The organism is Chryseobacterium sp. RU33C (genome assembly GCF_900156015.1).
Lineage (GTDB): Bacteria > Bacteroidota > Bacteroidia > Flavobacteriales > Weeksellaceae > Chryseobacterium > Chryseobacterium candidae.
Genome location: NZ_FTMT01000010.1, coordinates 18467 through 37945 on the forward strand (window position 1 = coordinate 18467; position 19479 = coordinate 37945).

The 19479-nt window shown below is 30.7% G+C and carries 16 protein-coding genes and 1 tRNA gene; 16 read left to right on the forward strand and 1 reads right to left on the reverse strand.

The genetic code is table 11. The annotated features are described in order from the left end of the window. Window positions 1–3 precede the first annotated feature (3 nt). Together BW946_RS10050 and BW946_RS10055 are read left to right on the forward strand one after the other, a co-directional pair. Complete coding sequence (locus BW946_RS10050) at window positions 4–531, forward strand: peroxiredoxin family protein (RefSeq protein WP_076596056.1); 528 nt, start codon at window positions 4–6, stop codon at window positions 529–531. After that, entirely contained in the window at window positions 518–2623 is a 2106-nt protein-coding gene (locus BW946_RS10055; protein WP_076596057.1) for a peptidase domain-containing ABC transporter, read from the forward strand. Before BW946_RS10050 ends, BW946_RS10055 begins: the two co-directional genes overlap by 14 nt. Before the next feature lie 260 nt (window positions 2624–2883). On the opposite strand, the gene BW946_RS10060 is transcribed toward BW946_RS10055, so the two are convergent. Next, complete coding sequence (locus BW946_RS10060) at window positions 2884–4533, reverse strand: NUMOD4 domain-containing protein (protein ID WP_076596058.1); 1650 nt, start codon at window positions 4531–4533, stop codon at window positions 2884–2886. A 363-nt stretch (window positions 4534–4896) separates the two neighbouring features. Here BW946_RS10060 and BW946_RS10065 point away from each other — a divergent pair. The 14 genes from BW946_RS10065 (at window position 4897) to BW946_RS10130 (ending at window position 19458) form a co-directional block, all read left to right on the forward strand. Further along, window positions 4897–4969: transfer RNA gene (locus tag BW946_RS10065), tRNA-Phe, on the forward strand. A gap of 668 nt (window positions 4970–5637) precedes the next feature. After that, entirely contained in the window at window positions 5638–6786 is a 1149-nt protein-coding gene (locus tag BW946_RS10070; protein ID WP_076596059.1) for a site-specific integrase, read from the forward strand. 323 nt (window positions 6787–7109) lie between these two features. After that, window positions 7110–8078 carry a TM2 domain-containing protein gene (locus BW946_RS21590; RefSeq protein WP_076596060.1) on the forward strand — a complete coding sequence of 323 codons (969 nt, stop codon included), beginning with the start codon at window positions 7110–7112 and terminating at the stop codon, window positions 8076–8078. Window positions 8079–8080: 2 nt separating this feature from the next. Then, the gene (locus BW946_RS10080; protein ID WP_076596061.1) at window positions 8081–8692 is read left to right on the forward strand and encodes a hypothetical protein; all 612 of its coding nucleotides are present in this window, start codon (window positions 8081–8083) and stop codon (window positions 8690–8692) included. Window positions 8693–9134: 442 nt separating this feature from the next. Next, window positions 9135–10616 (forward strand): hypothetical protein, encoded by a 1482-nt coding sequence (locus tag BW946_RS10085; protein ID WP_076596062.1) that lies wholly within the window; start codon window positions 9135–9137, stop codon window positions 10614–10616. Window positions 10617–10658: 42 nt separating this feature from the next. Beyond that, window positions 10659–11897, forward strand: coding sequence for a cell well associated RhsD protein (locus BW946_RS21595; RefSeq protein WP_185116526.1), 1239 nt, complete (start codon window positions 10659–10661; stop codon window positions 11895–11897). Then, complete coding sequence (locus BW946_RS10095; protein WP_076596063.1) at window positions 11879–12502, forward strand: hypothetical protein; 624 nt, start codon at window positions 11879–11881, stop codon at window positions 12500–12502. The genes BW946_RS21595 and BW946_RS10095 overlap by 19 nt, the downstream gene beginning before the upstream one ends. 6 nt (window positions 12503–12508) lie before the next feature. Then, window positions 12509–13579 (forward strand): hypothetical protein, encoded by a 1071-nt coding sequence (locus BW946_RS10100; protein ID WP_076596064.1) that lies wholly within the window; start codon window positions 12509–12511, stop codon window positions 13577–13579. A gap of 278 nt (window positions 13580–13857) precedes the next feature. Then, on the forward strand, window positions 13858–15552 hold the full coding sequence (locus tag BW946_RS10105; RefSeq protein WP_076596065.1) for a DUF262 domain-containing protein: 1695 nt from the start codon (window positions 13858–13860) through the stop codon (window positions 15550–15552). A 6-nt stretch (window positions 15553–15558) separates the two neighbouring features. After that, the gene (locus BW946_RS10110; protein ID WP_076596066.1) at window positions 15559–16269 is read left to right on the forward strand and encodes a hypothetical protein; all 711 of its coding nucleotides are present in this window, start codon (window positions 15559–15561) and stop codon (window positions 16267–16269) included. A 109-nt stretch (window positions 16270–16378) separates the two neighbouring features. Then, the gene (locus BW946_RS10115) at window positions 16379–16861 is read left to right on the forward strand and encodes a hypothetical protein (RefSeq protein ID WP_076596067.1); all 483 of its coding nucleotides are present in this window, start codon (window positions 16379–16381) and stop codon (window positions 16859–16861) included. 59 nt (window positions 16862–16920) lie between these two features. After that, window positions 16921–17745 (forward strand): restriction endonuclease, encoded by an 825-nt coding sequence (locus BW946_RS10120; protein ID WP_076596068.1) that lies wholly within the window; start codon window positions 16921–16923, stop codon window positions 17743–17745. Window positions 17746–17980: 235 nt separating this feature from the next. After that, the gene (locus BW946_RS10125) at window positions 17981–18235 is read left to right on the forward strand and encodes a hypothetical protein (protein ID WP_139325994.1); all 255 of its coding nucleotides are present in this window, start codon (window positions 17981–17983) and stop codon (window positions 18233–18235) included. A gap of 2 nt (window positions 18236–18237) precedes the next feature. Continuing rightward, complete coding sequence (locus tag BW946_RS10130; RefSeq protein WP_076596070.1) at window positions 18238–19458, forward strand: hypothetical protein; 1221 nt, start codon at window positions 18238–18240, stop codon at window positions 19456–19458. Window positions 19459–19479: the final 21 nt, after the last annotated feature.

Below are 19479 nucleotides of genomic sequence, written 5' to 3' on the forward strand. Positions count from 1 at the left end.
AATATGAAAAACAATAAACTTTTAAAAATATCAGCTGTTGTTATTCCAATGGTACTGGTTGGGATAATGGTATATTTATTTTTAAGCTTCCAGAAAAGGAAAGAAAAAACAGAAGCATTGAAAAATGTCCCTGTATTTAGTCTTACAACTATAAATGGAAGCTCATTCACCCAGCATAATCTGGCTAATGATAAGATTAAAGTAATAGTATATTTCAGCCCTGGCTGTCATTTTTGTCAGGCAGAAGCAGAAGAATTATCCAAAAATTATCAAGATTATCAGAATATCCAATGGATTTGGGTAGCCAGTGAGCCTCTGAATGAGATTAAAGGATTTGCACAACAACACAATTTGAGTAATCAAAATAATATTATTTGGTGCCATGATAAAATGGCAGCACTTTATCGAAAATTAGCAATGAATAGTATCCCATATTTCCTGGTATACAACAAAAATAACCATCTTATAAAAAGAAATTCCGGGGTTATTAAGCTGGAAAAACTAATAAACGCTGCTGATGAAAATAAATAAGCTGATACAAAAAACCTTTGCTCTTCAACAAGATTTGACAGATTGCGGTGTGGGGTGTTTACAGTCTTTAGTTCGATACTATGATGGAGATATCTCATTGGAAACACTCCGCGAAAAAAGTGGAACAAGCAAAACAGGAACTACACTTCTTGGTTTATTCCAGTGCGCCCAAGCTATTGGCTTTGATGCCGAAGGTTGTGAAGCTGATGTTAATGCTCTTATAGAACACGGAGAACCCGTTATTTTACATACTATTATAGATCAAAAATTTGAACATTATGTTATATGTTATTCTTACAATTTTAATGGAGATCGTGAGTTTCTTATCGGAGATCCTGCCAAAGGCTTAGAATATTGGACTAAAGAATATCTGGAAGAAGTATGGCAGTCTAAAACATGTCTTACTTTAAAGCCAAGTGCTCAGTTCCAAAAAAAGAAAAAAACAGATTTGGAGAAGAGACTTTGGCTTAAAAATCTTATTAAGGATGATCAGGAAGCTGTTTATACCATTATTTTACTGGGATTTATATTTACTTTATTGGGAATGTCGATGTCTATTTTTTCACAAAAATTAATCGACGATATTTTACCAAAGAAAAAAACATCACTTCTTTTATTAAGTATTTCTTTTTTGGGGTTTCTACTTTTTGCGAAGGTCATTATTCAGGCATTAAGAGAATTATATATCATCAAACAAAGCAAAGCCTTTAATGAAAGAATCAATAAAAAGTTTTATACTTCTCTTCTTCATCTTCCAAAAATGTTTTTCGACAGCAGGAAAATTGGAGACTTCGTAGCAAGACTTAATGATACTCAGAGAATTCAAATTGTTATAAAACAATTAATCACCAACACAGCCGTAGATATATTAGGTGTTCTGATTTCAATAGGCTTTCTTTTCTTTTACTCATGGAAACTTGCTATAGTCTGTATTATCATCTCGCCAATAATTTTTTACATCATCTTTAGTTTTAATAAGAAAATTATTGAATCTCAAAGAAATGTAATGCAATCTTACAGTTCAAATGAAGCCAATTATATAGACAGCATTAGAGGAATAGAAGTTGTTAAAGGATTTTCCAAACAGGATTTATTCATTAAAAGAAATGAAACCGTTTTCAGCTTTTTTCAAACAAAAATTTTTGAACTGGGAAAACTTAATCTTACTATTTCATTATATTCCGGATTAACTCTGGTTATTTTTCTTTTGTTAATTCTTGGTTTTTCCTCTTATAGTGTTTTAAACGATGAAATTAAGATTGGCGAGCTCATGGCAATTATAGGAATTTCAAGTTCATTACTTTCTTCAATTACCAATCTGGCTCTGGTAACCATCCCAATACAGGAAGCTAAAGTAGCTTTTGACAGGATGTTTGAGTATTCTTCATTAGAAAAAGAAAAGATAGGGGGACTGGAAATTATAGATGTTCAATCTATTGATATAAAAAATATTGATTTCAGATTCAACGGAAGAAGCAGGCTTCTTAATCAAATATCTTTTTCTTTACAGAAAGGGAATGTTACCTGTCTTCTTGGAGAAAGCGGAAGTGGTAAAACTACATTAACAGAGATATTACAAAAAAACTATTTCCCGGAAAAAGGAGAAATTATCATTAATGAAAGCATCAATTTAAAGGATATCTCTATCAATAACTGGCGAAGCTTAACTGGCATTGTTCCGCAAAACATACAGCTATTCAACGGGAATGTCCTGGAAAACATTATCCTTGACGAGCAGGTAAATGAACAAAAATTACACGAATTGATTTCACTTGGCTTTGAGAGGTTTATCAATTCCCTTCCTCAAGGTTTCTTAACGTTGGTAGGAGAAGAGGGAATCAATCTATCCGGTGGTCAAAAGCAATTACTTGGTTGGATGCGCGCTTTATATCATAATCCACAGTTCTTAATTTTGGATGAGCCAACTTCTTCGTTAGATAAGGCAAACAGAAAATTCATTTATGATTTAATACAAAAATTAAAAACAGAAAAAATAATCTTTATAATTAGTCATCATTTGGAAGATCTAAAAGAAGTCTCTGATGAAATATTAACAATAAAAGACACTCAAATTTCTGAATTGATTTATTAAAATTAATACTTATACTGAATTAGTCAATACTTAATCTGACAGTTATAATCAAATTGAATAACTTTAAAACAGATTAAATAATTAAATTTCAATAATATTAAAAAAAAATCCTAAAATTAGGAGATAATTAATATTTATTTCTTTAACAATCCTTGCAGGCCATTTATCTGTTTATTTAATCTGAGCAAAATGGGGTAACTCTTTTTCATCATTTTTACAACTGAAGAATTTGAGGGCAACATTTAAGCGACATTGATAACTTATTTCTTATTTTTAAAAGAATCTACCTTAGAACGTAGTAATAGCTTTGACATATCTATATCCCATTGAGTCTCATTTTTATTAACTATCCATAGTGTTCTGTCATTCAGATCAAATTCTTCAATAAAACAATAGTAAAGCATTCTTGGAAGTCTTTTTTCAAATCGTCCTTCATTCGTACGCAGAGTAAAATAAAGATAAGGAGAATCTGATTTTTTAAACTTCAAAGATAAAATCTGTTCCTCTCCATACAATTCAGCATCAGATTTCCATCCGCTCAAGCGCTTTACCCTACCTTTATCAGATATAACATATTTACCTTCAAATCCAAGTAATGGCTTCCAGCGTTCATCCGGTAAGTCTCTTAAAGATAAATCGAAAATGGCAGGTGGGCTCTTCTTGTTAATGCGTGGTTTACCTACTTTTTCCCAAAGAGAATTATTGAATATTTCTTTGGAATTAAGTACTGTCCTTATCTTAGCAGCATACTGTTTATTTCTTTCAGTAAGGATTTCAGTAACAGACTGTAAGGACAATTTTGAAATATCTAAATCCCATTGTGGATCATTTTTGTTTACGATCACCAGATTCCTGTCTTTAAGATCAAATTCTTCTATAAAACAATAATAAAGTATTCGGGTAATTGCTGTATTATAACTTTTTCCATTACAACTTAACTTAGTATAAAGAAAATATTTTTCACTACCAGACTTTTGTACAAAGAGCGAGGTAATATGCTCTTTCCAAAAAGTTTGGCTTACATTCTGTGTCCAAGTGTTTAACCGTTTTACTCTTCCTTTGTTGGAAATGGCAAAATATTCTTCGAGATCTGGAAACGGCCTCCATCTTTCACCGGAAAGATTTTTCAGCGATAAATTCATGCAGGCTGGAGGATTGCTTTCATCAATAAGCGACTGCCCGAGCCTTTTCCAAAGTTTTGTATTGAGTATCTTTTCCGATTTACTTTTTCTCTCCGGTATGAAATCTTCTTTAGTAGGCTTATATCCTTTCTCAAACCATAAAAATTTTCCTGTCGTAATATTTTTTTTATTGAGTACTGATAGAATATGAGGCGGATAAATCCCCAAAGTTTCACCAGCTGCATAAATGCTTTCGTAAGAAGCAACAAAATTACCATCAACTGTATATTGGCTCACTGCCTGCTGGTAATTTCCTTTCTTTCCCCTACCGGTACTCAGTGACTTACTATGCAGCTTGCTCACTGTTAACTTCTCCAAATTGCTAAAATGTAGATTAAACCGATTATCGTCTTTAAAAGACATAAGAAATGAATGATCATCCATATCAAATTTTTCAACAAAATGATAGTAGACCAAACGGGCTACTGATCTTCCATATGTTTTTCCTTCGACACAGAGATTACATCTCACATTATAAAAATGAGCCTTTAAATGTTTATTAAAATACCTGAAGGTTTGCGGTTTCATAATTCTGTCCAATATTTTTTGCTCTCCTCCGGCAGGAAGTGGAACCCAACGTTCCAAACTCTTAACTCGTCCATGATTAGAAATAGCATAATTTTCAAAACCCTCTATCAACTTCCACTCTTCACCTGGAAGATCTTCCAAGGAAAGATTGGAAAGAACATTGTTTATATATTCATCTCCTAATTCAGTAGGTAATTTCATAAGTCAAAAATTTGTTTTGTAAAATTACTTTGACATAATCCAATAACTAATTTAACACGAAATTTTATAATATCAACGATAGCTCTCGTTTTTCAATTTTTGTCTTATCAGGAACATATAAGGACAATAATTTCAGAATAAAAATCAATTTCAGTAATGAAAATACATTGCCAGAAAACTATTAAAAATAATATTAAAAAAAAGAATCCCTCCAAACAATTGATGAACAGAGCATTGAATATATAAACAGGCTACATCAATACATTTCATCAAAAAAATAACTCAAAAAACTTGCGTAGTATTATAAAATATTATACTTTTGCATCACTTTAAAACAACGAAGTAATAAACAAAAACATAAATGGTTTCTTAGCTCAGTTGGTAGAGCAATGGATTGAAAATCCATGTGTCCCTGGTTCGATTCCTGGAGAAACCACAACATTCAAGAGTAAAAATGCTCAAAGCCCCTTCAATAGGGGCTTTTTTGTTATCCATACCTGACGTCTGTAGTATTCTGATCCATTCTTTTCCCATATTTTTTCCCCCTATAATTCCCCCTGTTCGAAACAAGGGGGAAAAAATTGTAACAAAATGCCTTTTTTTGGATCAAATATGACCCGAAAATTAACTTACGAAAATTTGAAAACTGAAAATTATACGAATTCCCGAATTATCCTATTCCAGAATTTCAATAATTGTGATTCTCCTAGCTTCTTTTTTTGATTAATGTTCAATATGAAAAATTTCCCCCTGTAAAATCCAAGGGGGAATTTTTTCTAACTCTTTGGTTTTAAATACAATATGGGAAAATTCCTATTTTAAGGTACAAATCGCCTATTGTTAAAAACATCTTGATATTATTGACTCATCAATTCGGATTTCCAATTGTGAGGTATAAATCGACATGGAACTTTTATGGATTCTCCCTAATTGTAATTTTTTATTTTCTTCATAAATAACCAACTATTTGATTTTCAGAATTTTAATTTTGATTATTGCTAACAATTATCTACCTTCGCCTCTTTTTTAATTTTTAGGAGAGTTAATGTAAATGAACGCAAGAGAAATTCTTGCAGAATTATTAAAAAATTAAAAAATAAGATTATGAAAAAACAATTTTCAATTTCAATTATCCTAAGAACGGATAAAAAGGGAGTTGACGGAAGATGTCCGCTTAATGTTCAGGTTAGATTACATGATAAAATAGTAAAGCTTCCCGTAAAGCAAAAGGTATATCCTGAAGAGTGGGACAAAAAAACGAAAACCTGCATAGGGAAAGGTTTCGGAGAGATTAATATATTTTTAAAAGAAATTGTTCTGAAACTAGAAAAATTCTGTATGAATAAGGTTAATAATAATCAACTTTTGACGATTGATGTTATTAAAGATTACTACAATGGGGTTAACCTTAACTGCTTTTATACGGTATTCGATAAAATGCTAGAAATAAAGTCCCAAAAAATTAAGGAGCCGACTCTATATAAGTATAATTTGCTCAGGAAATATCTTAAAGAGTTTAAGAAACGTATTGATGTTGCTGAAGTAAATCTAATGTTTATCGAAGATTTTGAAGCTTTTTTAAGAAGAAAAGACGACGGTAAACATGGAATCGCTAATCATCACAAGAATCTGGATGCTATCATTAATCTAGCCATCAAACATAAATTAATGATTGATAATCCTTACATCAATAAGGAATACAAGGAAAAATCCGAATGTTTAGTTTTTCTTACTCCAGACGAGCTTGAAAGTTTTTCTAAAATAAAAGTGAATCCTGATTCTGGACTTAAATTAACCAAAGATAGATTCATATTTGCCTGTTTAACGGGATTAAGGTATTGTGATGTTAATACATTAAGTATGAAAGATATTGATTTCAAAAGTAAATTAATAACCAAAATACAAGTAAAAACGGGTAATCCTGTTACTATACCTTTGAATATGAGAGCTTTTGTAATGGCTAAACAATACGGTAAAGGAAAAGACAAAGATGAGCTTCTATTCCCCACTGTAACCAATCAGAATGATAATTCCAGATTAAAAACCCTTGGGGAAGCTATTGAATTAAATAAAAACCTGACTTTTCATGTTTCAAGACATACGTTCGGAACGATGATGGTTAATTATTATAATACTCCTATAACAATTGTTAAAGAAATGATGGGGCATACCGATATAAGTATTACGGCTAAATACGCCAATGTTAATACTGATATTATGAAAGAAGCTATGAGGAATAAGTTTAAGTTTTAATTGTCTCAGATTTTAATTAGGGTAACTACATCTTTAGAAAATTGAATTTTTATTTTCAGGCGTAGTTACCCTAAAATTTTAGCTATCTTTGTAAAAGATAAAAATATAATTTAAGATACAAAAGCGTAAGCTATCGTATTGGTTACTGAAAACTAGGAATCTTCAAGACAACCAAATCCGATCGATTTACGCTCACGCTAGGCGTGGGCTAAGTCTTTCTGGTTGTCAGGTATCCTAGTACCTCAGTAACGGATTGGCTTCAGTTCCACGCTTTTTCTATGAATTAAAGCGACTGTATGGAACTTTGCGGTCATAAAATAATCATGGGAAACTTCTCTTATCTGATTCAGAAAAAATTTCGAGAGCTGAACTCAGAACAACAAAAACTCTTTATTAGCGAATTTGAAAGACGAAAGAAATCTGTAGGAATATCTTACCTGCTTTGGTTTCTTTTAGGGTGGCATTACGCCTACCTTAAAAAATGGGGTTGGCTGATATTATATATCCTTACCGCAGGAGGATTTTTTATCTGGGCAATTATTGATCTCTTCAGAATTCCTAAAATCGTTGAACAATACAATAATGATCTTGCTTTAGAGATATTACGGGATATTTCGATCATGTTCCCTGATGAAGGTCGTGATTCAGGTGATAAAGATGTTAATAAAAGCACTGTAAATGACCTTTACATCACTCAAAAAACGCAGTCGGGAGAAAGTTATTCATTTTATATAATCGTTGGTATAATCATCCTGTTTAGTGTTTCTGCTTTTTTCTTAAAGCCTGATCGGGCTAAAATGCAGAATGCTATTGTTGATAAAATCTTACTACAAAAACCTCAGATTTTTAAAACGATGAAAAACTTCTTTTTAGGAGAAGAAATGACGGAGAAATATTCCCAAAACTTTATTTCCAATACTATATCTAAAAAAGGGTATTCCAACCTTGGGATATATGAGGAAGATTTTGTTTTGGTAAGAAAACTGGACTATCGTGACGAGGAGTCCAAAGAAAACTTAATCACAGCTTACGGGTTTTTAGGATTTACAAAAGTCGTTTTCAGTGATGAAAATCTGGCAGAAGATAACTTCAGCAACAAACAAAATAAAAATATCAAAGATCACAATACCCAAAGAACTGATATGACAAGGGTTGAGAGCTATAAACCCAGCACGGGATATAATTATTACGAAGAACAAGCTAAAATTAGAGAAAAAAATAAAGTATCCCAGCATTCTGAAACTGAAATTAACGCTCCCAATCAGCAGGGAGATTCAATACAAATCAATTAATCATGAAAAAATTAATAACATTCATTGCATTCATTAGTTATGTTCTGGTTTTTAGTCAGAAAAATATTAATCAGGAACTTGAAGAAGCTGAGAAGTTTGCCAATAAAATAATAGAAAATAATTCCGATAAAATTCTAAGCTATTATAAACTGAATAACGGCACTCTTAAAAGATACCATCCCGATAACGATAATAATGAGGACGACGATAGTGAGATCATGATGTCATACAGAATCATAAAAAAAAATAATAAGATTATTTACATCAGTAAATCTGATAGTTTTTGGGGAATGGGAGACTGGAATAGTTCGCAGGACTTTTATTTTGATGAAAAAGGAGTTCTGCTCGGAGCTGTGAAAAAAGAAGACTGGTTTTTAGATAACAAATGTGCATGGCAGATCAGATACCGTGGTATTTATAGGAATTACGGAAAACCCAAGTTACAAAGGATTGATAAGTTTTACAACGAAAACGATAAAGAGATCAATTTAGATTCTCCCCATTGTAAAAAAAGTAAAAAGGAGGCATTAGAAAATGCTGAAAGAACTGATAAGATCACTTTCAGAAATGTAGAAGGTTTTATGAAAGCTGAGAAAATCAAATATTACAAATAAGGTTTGAAAGGAAAAATAAAACAAGTCGAAAGCAAGTAAAAGCATAATAGATTGGCACTGAAATAATCAAGTAAAAGCATACGTCAGAATACAAGAAGAAGCAAGTAAGGGTATCTGAAAAGGCACTATGAAGCCCGAAAGGAAAAAAACTTTGATAGTAAGGGAAATCCATCTTTTTAAATCTGTAAGAGACTGAGCAATACAAGTAAAAAAGCTTCAGAAATGCCGAAAATTCGCTCTAAAGATAATTTGAGTAGAAAGTTACCGTTTTCGGTTTTTAATTGATTTCTTGCTTATCAGAATTGTTAAAAATATAACACGACGAGTTTTGACGTTATGCCGAAATAGATTTGTAAAAAACTTATACAGATTCTTATTTTCACCAATCGAAGAAAAATTGTAATTTGCGGGAAACACAAAACAAACTAAAATATTACTATTTATGATGAAAAAACTTTACGTTTTTCCCTTATTGTGTTTAAGTATCGTAAGTTTCGGACAAATCCCGAACTTACCCACTATTCAAGCCCCTACCCAAAGTGGGTTAGGTAATTATTCTAATCCGAATTATGGTAGTCCGATGAATGGCAGAAGCCCTCAAAGGAATTATGCTCCGTCAATGCCAAGCTCTTATCAAAAAAACTCAAACTCGGTTCAGCCACACAATATGTATGAATCACAGGGAAGATCACAAAATGATGCTTTGATGCGTGAGATAGAACAGGACATGGCAGAAGTTCGGGAAATGCAATTTCGTAAATGGGTAGAGAATGGCAGAAATATGTCGTATGACTTACCGTCATTATCGGGAAAAGCAGGAACAAAAGCCTATTACGATGCTTTTAACAAGATTTCTGGAATGGACTTGGAAAACTACTCACTAGCTGATGTCAATTTTACCGTAGAAAATGCTTTTTACGATAATAAACAGGATATAACCAAATTCAAAGCAGGAATCCAGAAAACGGCAAAGCAACTTTTGCAAAAAATGAAGGAAAGGAAACAAGATACAGAAAGCAATGTTTCTAAAAATCTGATGTTATTCGAGTATTTTTCTAAGGATATGACTTTAGGAGGAAAAGTTCACAAAGCTTTTGAATATGATTTTAAGGATTATATGGGTGAAAAAGATTACTCTAAGATGTTTGTTTCCAAACTCCTCAAAACAGGCTCAGGGCAATGCCATTCAATGCCTTTATACTATTTGATGTTAGCTGAAGAAATGAATACAGAAGCCTATTTATCATTAGCTCCCAATCATTCCTATATTCGTTTTGTAGGTGATGAGGGAAAATTGAGAAATATAGAGCTTACCAATGGTATGTTTCCTACCGATAATTCATTTTTAGAATCAGGATATATTAAATCAGAAGCCTTGCAGAATAAAATTTATATGGAAAACCTTTCTAAAAAAGAATTATTGGGAATGGCTTATTTTGATTTAGCGAGAGGATATGTACATAAGTTCGGGTATGATGAATTTGTAAATAAGGTAATAGATAAAGCATTGAAGCTTTATCCTAATGGAATTGCTCCTAATATGGAAAAAGCAAATATAGATCGGGCAAGATTAATTTCTGTATTACAACGATTAGGTATTAACCCTGATGATAAAAGAGATTTGGAGAGAACTGGTTATTTTCCAAAAGCTGTTGAACAGTTTAAAGAGCTCAACGAGCAGTTTAATACTATTGGTAATTTAGGATATGCCGAAATGCCTGCATCTGCTTACGAATCATGGTTAGCAGGTTTGAAAACCGAAAAAAACAAACAGGAAAGCGAAGCATTGGCAGAAAGAATGCGTTTGTATCAGCTTCAAAAGCAAAAGGAAAGACAAGAACAGGAAGCTTTGAAAAAAGCGCAGGAAAAGAAAAAGCAGGAACAAAAACCGAGATATTTTCCAATTGATCCTAATAAACTATAAAGAAAAAATGAATAATTTTAAAAATCATAAAAACAAATGACTATGAAAAGAATATTACTGATTGGTTTTGCAGTGATAGCTGGATTCACACAGGCGCAAGTGAAGAAAAAAAATCAAACAACTCAGAAACTCAAAACCGAAAAGAAATGGGTAAATCCTGTAAAGCTGACAAAGGAAGAACGTAGCCGTCCATATATGGATGAAGTTTTGAAAACAAAAGATTCATTAACTCCAAAGGAAGCAGAGAGACGTAGAAAGAATATTGCTATTGGAAATCCTTTTGCTAAATATGGGGTTTATCCGAAGATTGCTACACTGAGTAAAGGAAAGTATCTGGAATTTCACGATACAGATAGTATTGTAGTTATTGGCTCAGTAAGGTTTAATACTAAAAGAAACAATATCATTGAAGTAAGGGAAGTTGATTTATCTGATCCTGATGCACAGCCTATTGGTGATACTCACGGACGTTGGATGTCTCCTGATCCACTTAGTGAGGAGTTTTCAGATTGGACTCCCTATAATTATGCATTTAATAATCCATTAAAGTTTACCGATCCAACAGGAATGGCTCCTGAAACTGACTTTATTGATATTTTTTCAGGTAAAAAAACTCATATTGAAGATGGCAAAGATCAAACAATAGCTGCAACTACCCATGAAATTAATAAGGCTAAAAGTAATTTTGATAACAATAAAACAGCTTATTTTAAGGATCTTGCCAAAAAAGAAAATTCCGAAGCTAATCTAAATCTTACGTCAAAAGAATTTGATTTTTTAGCGCAAACACTGTATGCAGAAAGTACAGGAGGTTTTCAAGAAACATGGGGAATTTTAGACGTTCTTAAAAATAGAGCATCAAATGAGGGAAATAATTTAATGGATCAATTATCAGATGAATCTCCTTATGGAGTTTACGGAGTAAGAAAAACTGATTCTGGTTCACAAAGTGGATATAAATATTCTTACTCTAATGAAACTGGACCCGATGCAGATCTTAAACGTAATAATGTTCATAAAGCTATTGCTTATGGAATTATTAGCAAAGCTGATATTACCAATGGAGGAACCCACTGGGATGGAGTAGATTTTAAATCAGGAGGTGGACATAGAGCCAGATATTTGCAAGGGTATTTATTTACAAACCCTTCACATGATTTATTTGGGCAAGGAAATTATAAAGCAAACGGTGCCTATAAGTTTCAATCTACAAATGCTATAGGAAATACAACTTTTTCAAAATATATAAATCCAGGTAAGAGATGGTACATTTCAAAATAATTATTCAATTCCTATTATTATCAGTTATTGTCATTTGTTGCAATACAAAAAGTATTTCAGAGGAACTACATATTAATCCAAATAATGCATTAAAGATTGAAGAATATGAAAAGCAATTTTGTTTTGGAAAGATATATAGATTGGTTAACAAAAGTCCTTTAAAAAGTACGAAATACTATAAAGTCGATACAATAAAAGTATATGAATTTTTGGAAAATAATAGAAATGAGCAGGCAGTAAGTAAATTTCAAGATTTTGTATCTTATACAACAGATACAAATTTTTATTTATTACTAAATGAAAAACAAAATGTTATAATTGCTATTGGTAAGGCTTCTGGCGCATCTGCTTTAGGTGCTGATTATTGGAACTATTTATGTTATTCAATTCCAGATAAAAAAGAAATAAAATTTGGTTCTTTGATTAATAGCCCTTTTTCTTTATTTTCTTCAAATAACATTCTTAATTATATTGAAGTTATGGATAATATTCCAAGACCTGCAAATGGTGAGATCATTAATTTGAATTATACTCCGCTCATAATTGATTCTTATAATTTAGATAAACAACAACTATCACACATGGAAATGAATTGTAATCAATAATTTGGTATGGATAAAAAATTGAAAGACATTTACATTTTCCTATTTATTTTAACTTCTGCATTTTTAACAGCTCAAGAAAATCACTTTTATACTGATGCTTATCAAACCATTGATAATATGCTCAATGATAAAGAGCCTTACAGTTTCAAAACTGCTGTTTTCATTGTAGAAAATGCTTATTATCAGGGGAAATTAGATACAGAGGAATTAAACCGTAAAATCAAATTTCTGGCTAATTTCTGCAATCAGCTTGTTGCTAACAGAAAGCTCAATTATACTGAAAGAGATCAGGAAAAAGTAAGCAAGTATGCTGCCGTTTATACGGTAATGTGTCAGACTACGCCAGTGATTATAAAAAATGATACGGTAAAATACAAACCCTTCACCTATGATTTTGAAGATGTATTCGGGCATAAAGAACTATCTAACCTGTTTGTATCAAAATTATTAGATACTCAAAAAGGTAATTGTAACTCAATGCCCTATTTATACAAAATCTTAGCAGAAGAAATTGGAGCAGATGCAAATCTGGCGTTAGCACCGAACCACGTTTACATCAAGCATAATATTAAATCAATCGGTTGGTTCAATACAGAGCTTACAAGTGGTATTTTTCCGATCGATGCCTGGCTATCAGCTTCGGGGTTCATTCATTTAGATGCCATTAAAAACGGTGTGTTTATGAAAGCCCTGAACAATAAGGAAAGTCTTGCATTACTATTGGTAGATTTGGCAAATGCCTACAATAGAAGTTTCCCAGATAATGACGGGAATTTCCCGTTGAAATGCGCAGAAAGAGCAATCCAAATTCACCCATATTTGGCAAATGCTTTATTATTACAGGCTGAAACCCATACGAAGCAGTTTCAAAAATTAATGAAAGAACAGAATACAAAAGATATTCAGGCTACATTAAGCAATCCAAAAGCTAAAGAACTGTTTGATCTGATGAATAAGGAATATACTCATATTCACAAAATAGGCTATCGTAGTATGCCTGAAGAAATGTATTTGGATTGGTTAGTATCTTTAAAAACTGAGAGAGCAAAGTATGAGGATACGAGATTTTTAAAGTAGTGTCAAAAGATTTGGAAACACTTTAAAGAAAAGATATGATTAATTAGCTATTGTAGATATCTTGAAGTATTTATTATAAAAACATTAAAAATGGTTACACAACATGATTTTAATAATATAAAAGCAATTAATATGTCGTAGAATCTTTTGTGAATGTCTCAAAATCAATTAAAAAATGATAAGAATATAGTTTCGCTCTGAAAGAATTTTAAATGGTTTTTGCAAGGCGAGATTTAATATGAAATTATTCAAATATTTAAAATTAATAACATAATAACATGCAATTCAGACCAACTACTGTGCTTGGACTTTTTGATAGTTCTCAAAAACATTTTGTAATTCCCGTATATCAAAGAGCTTACTCGTGGGATAAAGAACAATGGAATATTTTTCTGACAGACCTAAAAGAACAAATACACGGGGATAATAATTATTTTTATGGAAATCTTTTGCTTGAGACAATAAAAAAAGATATTCAATACGAGATAATCGATGGGCAGCAGAGACTTACGACACTAACTATTTTCAACCGTTCGATTTTGGATGTCCTCAAAAAAAGAAAAGATTTAGAAATAGAGTTTGATTTTGAATCCAAAGAAAAAATATATTTTAAAAATGGAGGAAACGTAAAACTTCGACCAGTAGAATATGATAGAGCTTGTTTTGAGGCATTAATTATTGATGGCAAGGATAAATTTGAGACCTCGACCCCTTCACAGGAACGAATAAAAGCAGGAAAAAAATTCTTTATTAATGAGCTTGAGAAATTAAAAACCCAGGACTTATTAAGTATAATTGAAAAATTAGAATCTACAGAATTAACCTGCATAGAACTTAACGGGAAAAAAGATTCAGCTTTAATGTTTGAATTACAAAACAACAGAGGTAAAGACTTAACCAACATGGAAAAGATAAAGTCATACTTTATGTATCAAATGTATGTTTACAGCCCTGAAGAAGAAACTGAATCAAACATTGAGTTTGTATCTAATATTTTCAAGCTTATATATTTAATAATTAACGATTTAAAAAGCCTTAACGAAGATAGTGTACTTATATATCATTGCAATGCTTTCATTAAAGGCTATCCCTACAGAACAATCGACGATATTAAAGAAGTTTTTACATCAAGCACTCATAAGGTAAAATGGATAAAGGATTTTGTGACTGAGCTACATACCTCATTTTCAAACATAAAAAAAATGGAATCTTCAAAACTCCCATACTTAAAGGACTTAAGAGAACTTTCTATTCCTGCTTTTGTATATCCTTTTATAATTAAAGGTTATAAATATTTTAATGATGACGAAAATAAACTAAACACACTTTATCATATATTAGAAATAGTTGTATTTAGATACCGTCTGATAAATAGTAGAGCTGATTTCATCAGCCGTTTAAACGAAATATTATTAGGCTTTAATGGTAATCTTGAAAGTCTAAGAAATCATTTTAAAAATAAATTCAATGATGCATGGTATTGGGGAGATTATAGAATAAAAGAATATTTAGATGGGTATATGTATGAAAACAGAGTACTTAATTATTTGTTATGGAAGTATGAAGATTCTATTCAGAATAAAGGTTATAAAGTTGGTAATTGTATAATTGAAAATGAACAAATAGAACATATATCACCACAAAGACCTACAAATGGAAATCCTATTTCAACAGGTTATGATGTTAATGAAAATAATGAATATAATGAAATATTCATCAATCAAAAATTAAATTCAATTGGTAATTTAATGCTAATATCAGGCTCACATAATTCTTCCATTGGCAATAAGCCCTTTAAAGACAAATTATTATCATATAAATCAAATCCACTACTCAAGCAACAAGCTGAAATAGAATCATATTTAGAAGAAGAAAATAAAAAATGGAGGGCAAATGAGATCACAAAAAGACATAATAAAATAGTAAATCAGTTTGCAATCCCTAAATGGAGTTTTGAAAATGTAAAAATTTAATATTAAATGAATGAAATAAAGCAAATTATTAAATGGACAAACGACAATTGTGGCTTTTTATCTTTATTACTATTTTGTGCTACGATTACTTATGGTTGGATTAGCGGATTGTTTAGCTCTCTTATTAAGAAACCTAAGTTAAAAATAAGATTTATTGACAAAATATCTTTCTTTAGTCTTTTTTACACGGGAGAGAAATACTTCAACCAAGAGCTAAATGAGGAGTTTGAACTTCACAAGTCAGCATTTGTTTCGTATATGTCTATCGCCAATATTGGAAATATGGCGACCACAATCGACAAAATATTTTTAGGATATTATAAAAACAAAAAATATAAATTTTGGAATAAAAAAGAGCTTGTTTGGTTAGCTCAATGGCACTCGGTTGAACCTTTTAAAATGAATTTAAAGAATGGTCAAATAATTATAGCACAAAGTTTGAGAATAGCTAATTCAGTTAATGATGTGAATGATCGAAGTCATATAGGTATTGGGAACTCCCTGGTTGGAATTGCTTATTTTGAAGGAATTACAGCTTGGGGAAATTATAATCCGTTATTAAATAAAAATAATAAAATTGATATTAAAATTAAGATAAGAGATATTTATGGAAATAATTTCATTTTTAAAACGGAATTAAAATATCTTGAAATAGAAAAAGCGAGAGGTTTCAATCCGCATTTTGGTTCCATTGAACAAATAAGTACTGTTTTTTAAAATCGCTTATTGAATATTTTCACTGAATATTTCCTATTTTAGGATAAATATGACAAGTGATTTTACGACCATTATCAAATTGAAGAAATAATCTAATAAATTGTATAAAATGAACGAAGAAAAAATAATTAGGTTTAAAACGTCTCCCCGAATTGCTCATAAAAGACATTCAATTTTTCCCGAAAGTAGATATTATAATAAACTTCATAACTTACTAAGGATATTTACCAAATTGAAAAATATGTCAAAAAGTATCAATGATGTAAGGTTACTAGATGATAGAAACCTAAAAATTATAAAGGATGATATAAATGACGTATTTATAAAAACTCAATGTAAATTACATCAATTACCAATAAAGCTTTATGGAAATAAATTTATTGAAACAGATTATTTAGAACCATATTGGGATGAATATAGTATTGAAAAATCACCCAAATATGTTCTAATATCAAAACAATATGTTCTTTTGGAAGTAAATGAGGCATACAATATTATTGAGCTTAAAAACTGGAATTTACATAAAGAGGGCAAAAGAGTAAAAATCCATAAAGTAATACTTCCTCAAGGCTATAAGATAATATATGAGTAATAAATACAGTATAAGTGGATTTATAGGTGATAAAATTTTATAATAACAACTTTCTTCAAATGAATGATTTAAATAATAATTTTGAGTGGATGAAAAAAATATCCTCGATTTATGACAATCCGTTGCAAAAACAGATGGAGTTAATTAATAAATCTATTACAAATAAACTCTATCCAAATTTGGAATGGTTACAGAAAGTTAATAAAATAAATGTGAGTAGCCCGATAAGTGAATTATCCAAAATTACATTTCCAAGCAGTGACTATCAAAGCGCTTTCAGGAAAATAGAGAAAAGCTTAAATCAGAACCCACTAAAAGAATTAATTGATAAGTTGCAAATTTATAGTTATGATTTTGCTGATCTAATAGAAGATTTTAATGATGATGAACCAGAAGAATCTCTAATAATTGAACCTTCTATAAAAAACATAATAATTGATACCAGCTATCAAATTCGAGATATTTTGTTTGAAATTTATTTAAACAATGAAAAGCTCTACAAGATTTCTCCGAGAGAATTTGAAAAAGTTATTGCAGAATTACTTTATAATAATGGTTTTGAAGTTGAGTTAACAAAACAAACGAGAGATAACGGTTTTGATATTTTAGCTTTAAAGCATGTCGATAACTTAAGCCCTATAAAATATTTAGTGGAATGTAAAAGACATAGTCCGCACCGAAAAATTGACGTAGGAATAATAAGAAGCTTTAAAGAAGTTATACAAACTGAACAAGCAAATAAAGGACTAATAGTAACCACATCCTATTTTTCAAGAGATGCCATCAAAAAACAAAAAGAAACTCCATACTTATTAGACTATAAAGACAAAGACGATTTAATAAATTGGGTTAATGAGTATTATAATCAAAAGAATTTGATATAATTGCCGCTTCTAAAAAGCTGATATATAATAGTATAAATAAGTATTTCGACTAAAACAGCAAGATATTCCGATTTTGGGGTACATATCGAAAGGTGATTTTATGATCACCTTTTTTTATGTAAAATTTTTATCACTGATAATTAATGCGTTACATTTTTTGAATAATTTTACAAACATAAAATGGATATTTCCTTTTTTCCAGAGAGTTTATGTTACTGAACATAAAAAATGTATTATGACAGAAAACATAAAACCACTTATCAAGCGCTGTTTACTACTACAAGAACGAATTGAAGAACTGGAAATAACCATTCGAGACATCACATGTAATGATATTATCAGCCATGATGAATTTTTAAAAAAGTACAGCCTTAATAGTAAAACTTTTGCTAAATATAGAAAAGCTGGATTGAAGGCTTACCAACCCGTAAGAAATGGGAAAATATTTGTAAGTTTAAAAGAATTTGAAAAATTCCTAAAAAAGAAATAATAATGCTTGATGTTTTAAAATTCGATATAGATAATGTAAGAATGGATGAAAATATTCTTAAAACAAAATTTAAAAAAAGGGAATACCCAACGTTTACAAAATATAAATATAATTTTTTTGACTCTGAGTTATTTAGTGACAGGAAAAAAAATACTGACGAAGGGGAAGAAGCTGATTCTAATAAATCAAAGTCATACAAACAGAGTCACCATTACATCTATTTTATCATAAAAAATGGAGAAAAGACCGGAAAGTTATACTTTAACCAGAATATCCGAAGAAACTGGATTGATTATAAAAAGGCAGCAGATAAAAAAGGAATTGAATACACCGACATTATTCCTCGCAGACCTTTAATGCCTAGAGTTATGGCTGATTTATCATATTACAATTTTATTAAAATCATAGAATTATATGCTGAAGAGTTGGCGATACCTAAAAATATTTTTTGGGGTGCTAATGTTACTCAGGTTGAGCTTGGGGTAAATTTAAGGTTTCCTACTAACATCAAAACTAAAAACGGCGTTGAAAAAATGAGCTTACAGGGTATGCTTTCCTCCTTTGGAACTTTGAAAAATGTTCCTGAAAAAGATACTTACGGCAGAAGCGGAGTCCGTTTTAAAGCTGATGCTTTTGAAATAAGTATTTATGATAAACTGAAAAGAATAATCTTTACAAAAGAGATTTTTAAAAATAAAAAGGAGAGCGTAAAGGTTAAAAGACGAAAAAAAATCAACGAGATCCATCACTTTATTCGATATGAATTAAGGGTAAAAGAAGTAAGCTCTTTCAGAAGGGAGAGCTTTGCCGGAAAATTAAATACTCTGAAGGATATTAAAGACAATTGGGATCTTCTCTTAACTTCACTTTTTGGTACGACTGAAGATATTGATTTTGTCGATTTTTTATCCCCAGAAATAGAAAATGAACTTATTCTATCTCAATTAGACAGTAAATCTAAAAGTCTTTTTTATGATTATTTAATTTATCAGGGGGTGAAAAAAATTGGCTATACAGAGTTTATCAGGGACATTGTTCCTCTTGTAAATATCAAAACCAGAAGAGAATTTCAGAAAGAGGTGGATGAAATTTATGACGAATTCAGGAATAAAAATCCCTATAATACTTCTTATGAAAAAATGTTCCTGGATACTCTTAACAAAAGACTGGACTCCCTAAAAATAAAACCTTTATTATATAAGACCTCTATCTATACCTTATAATAAGAATATATAGACCTAAAG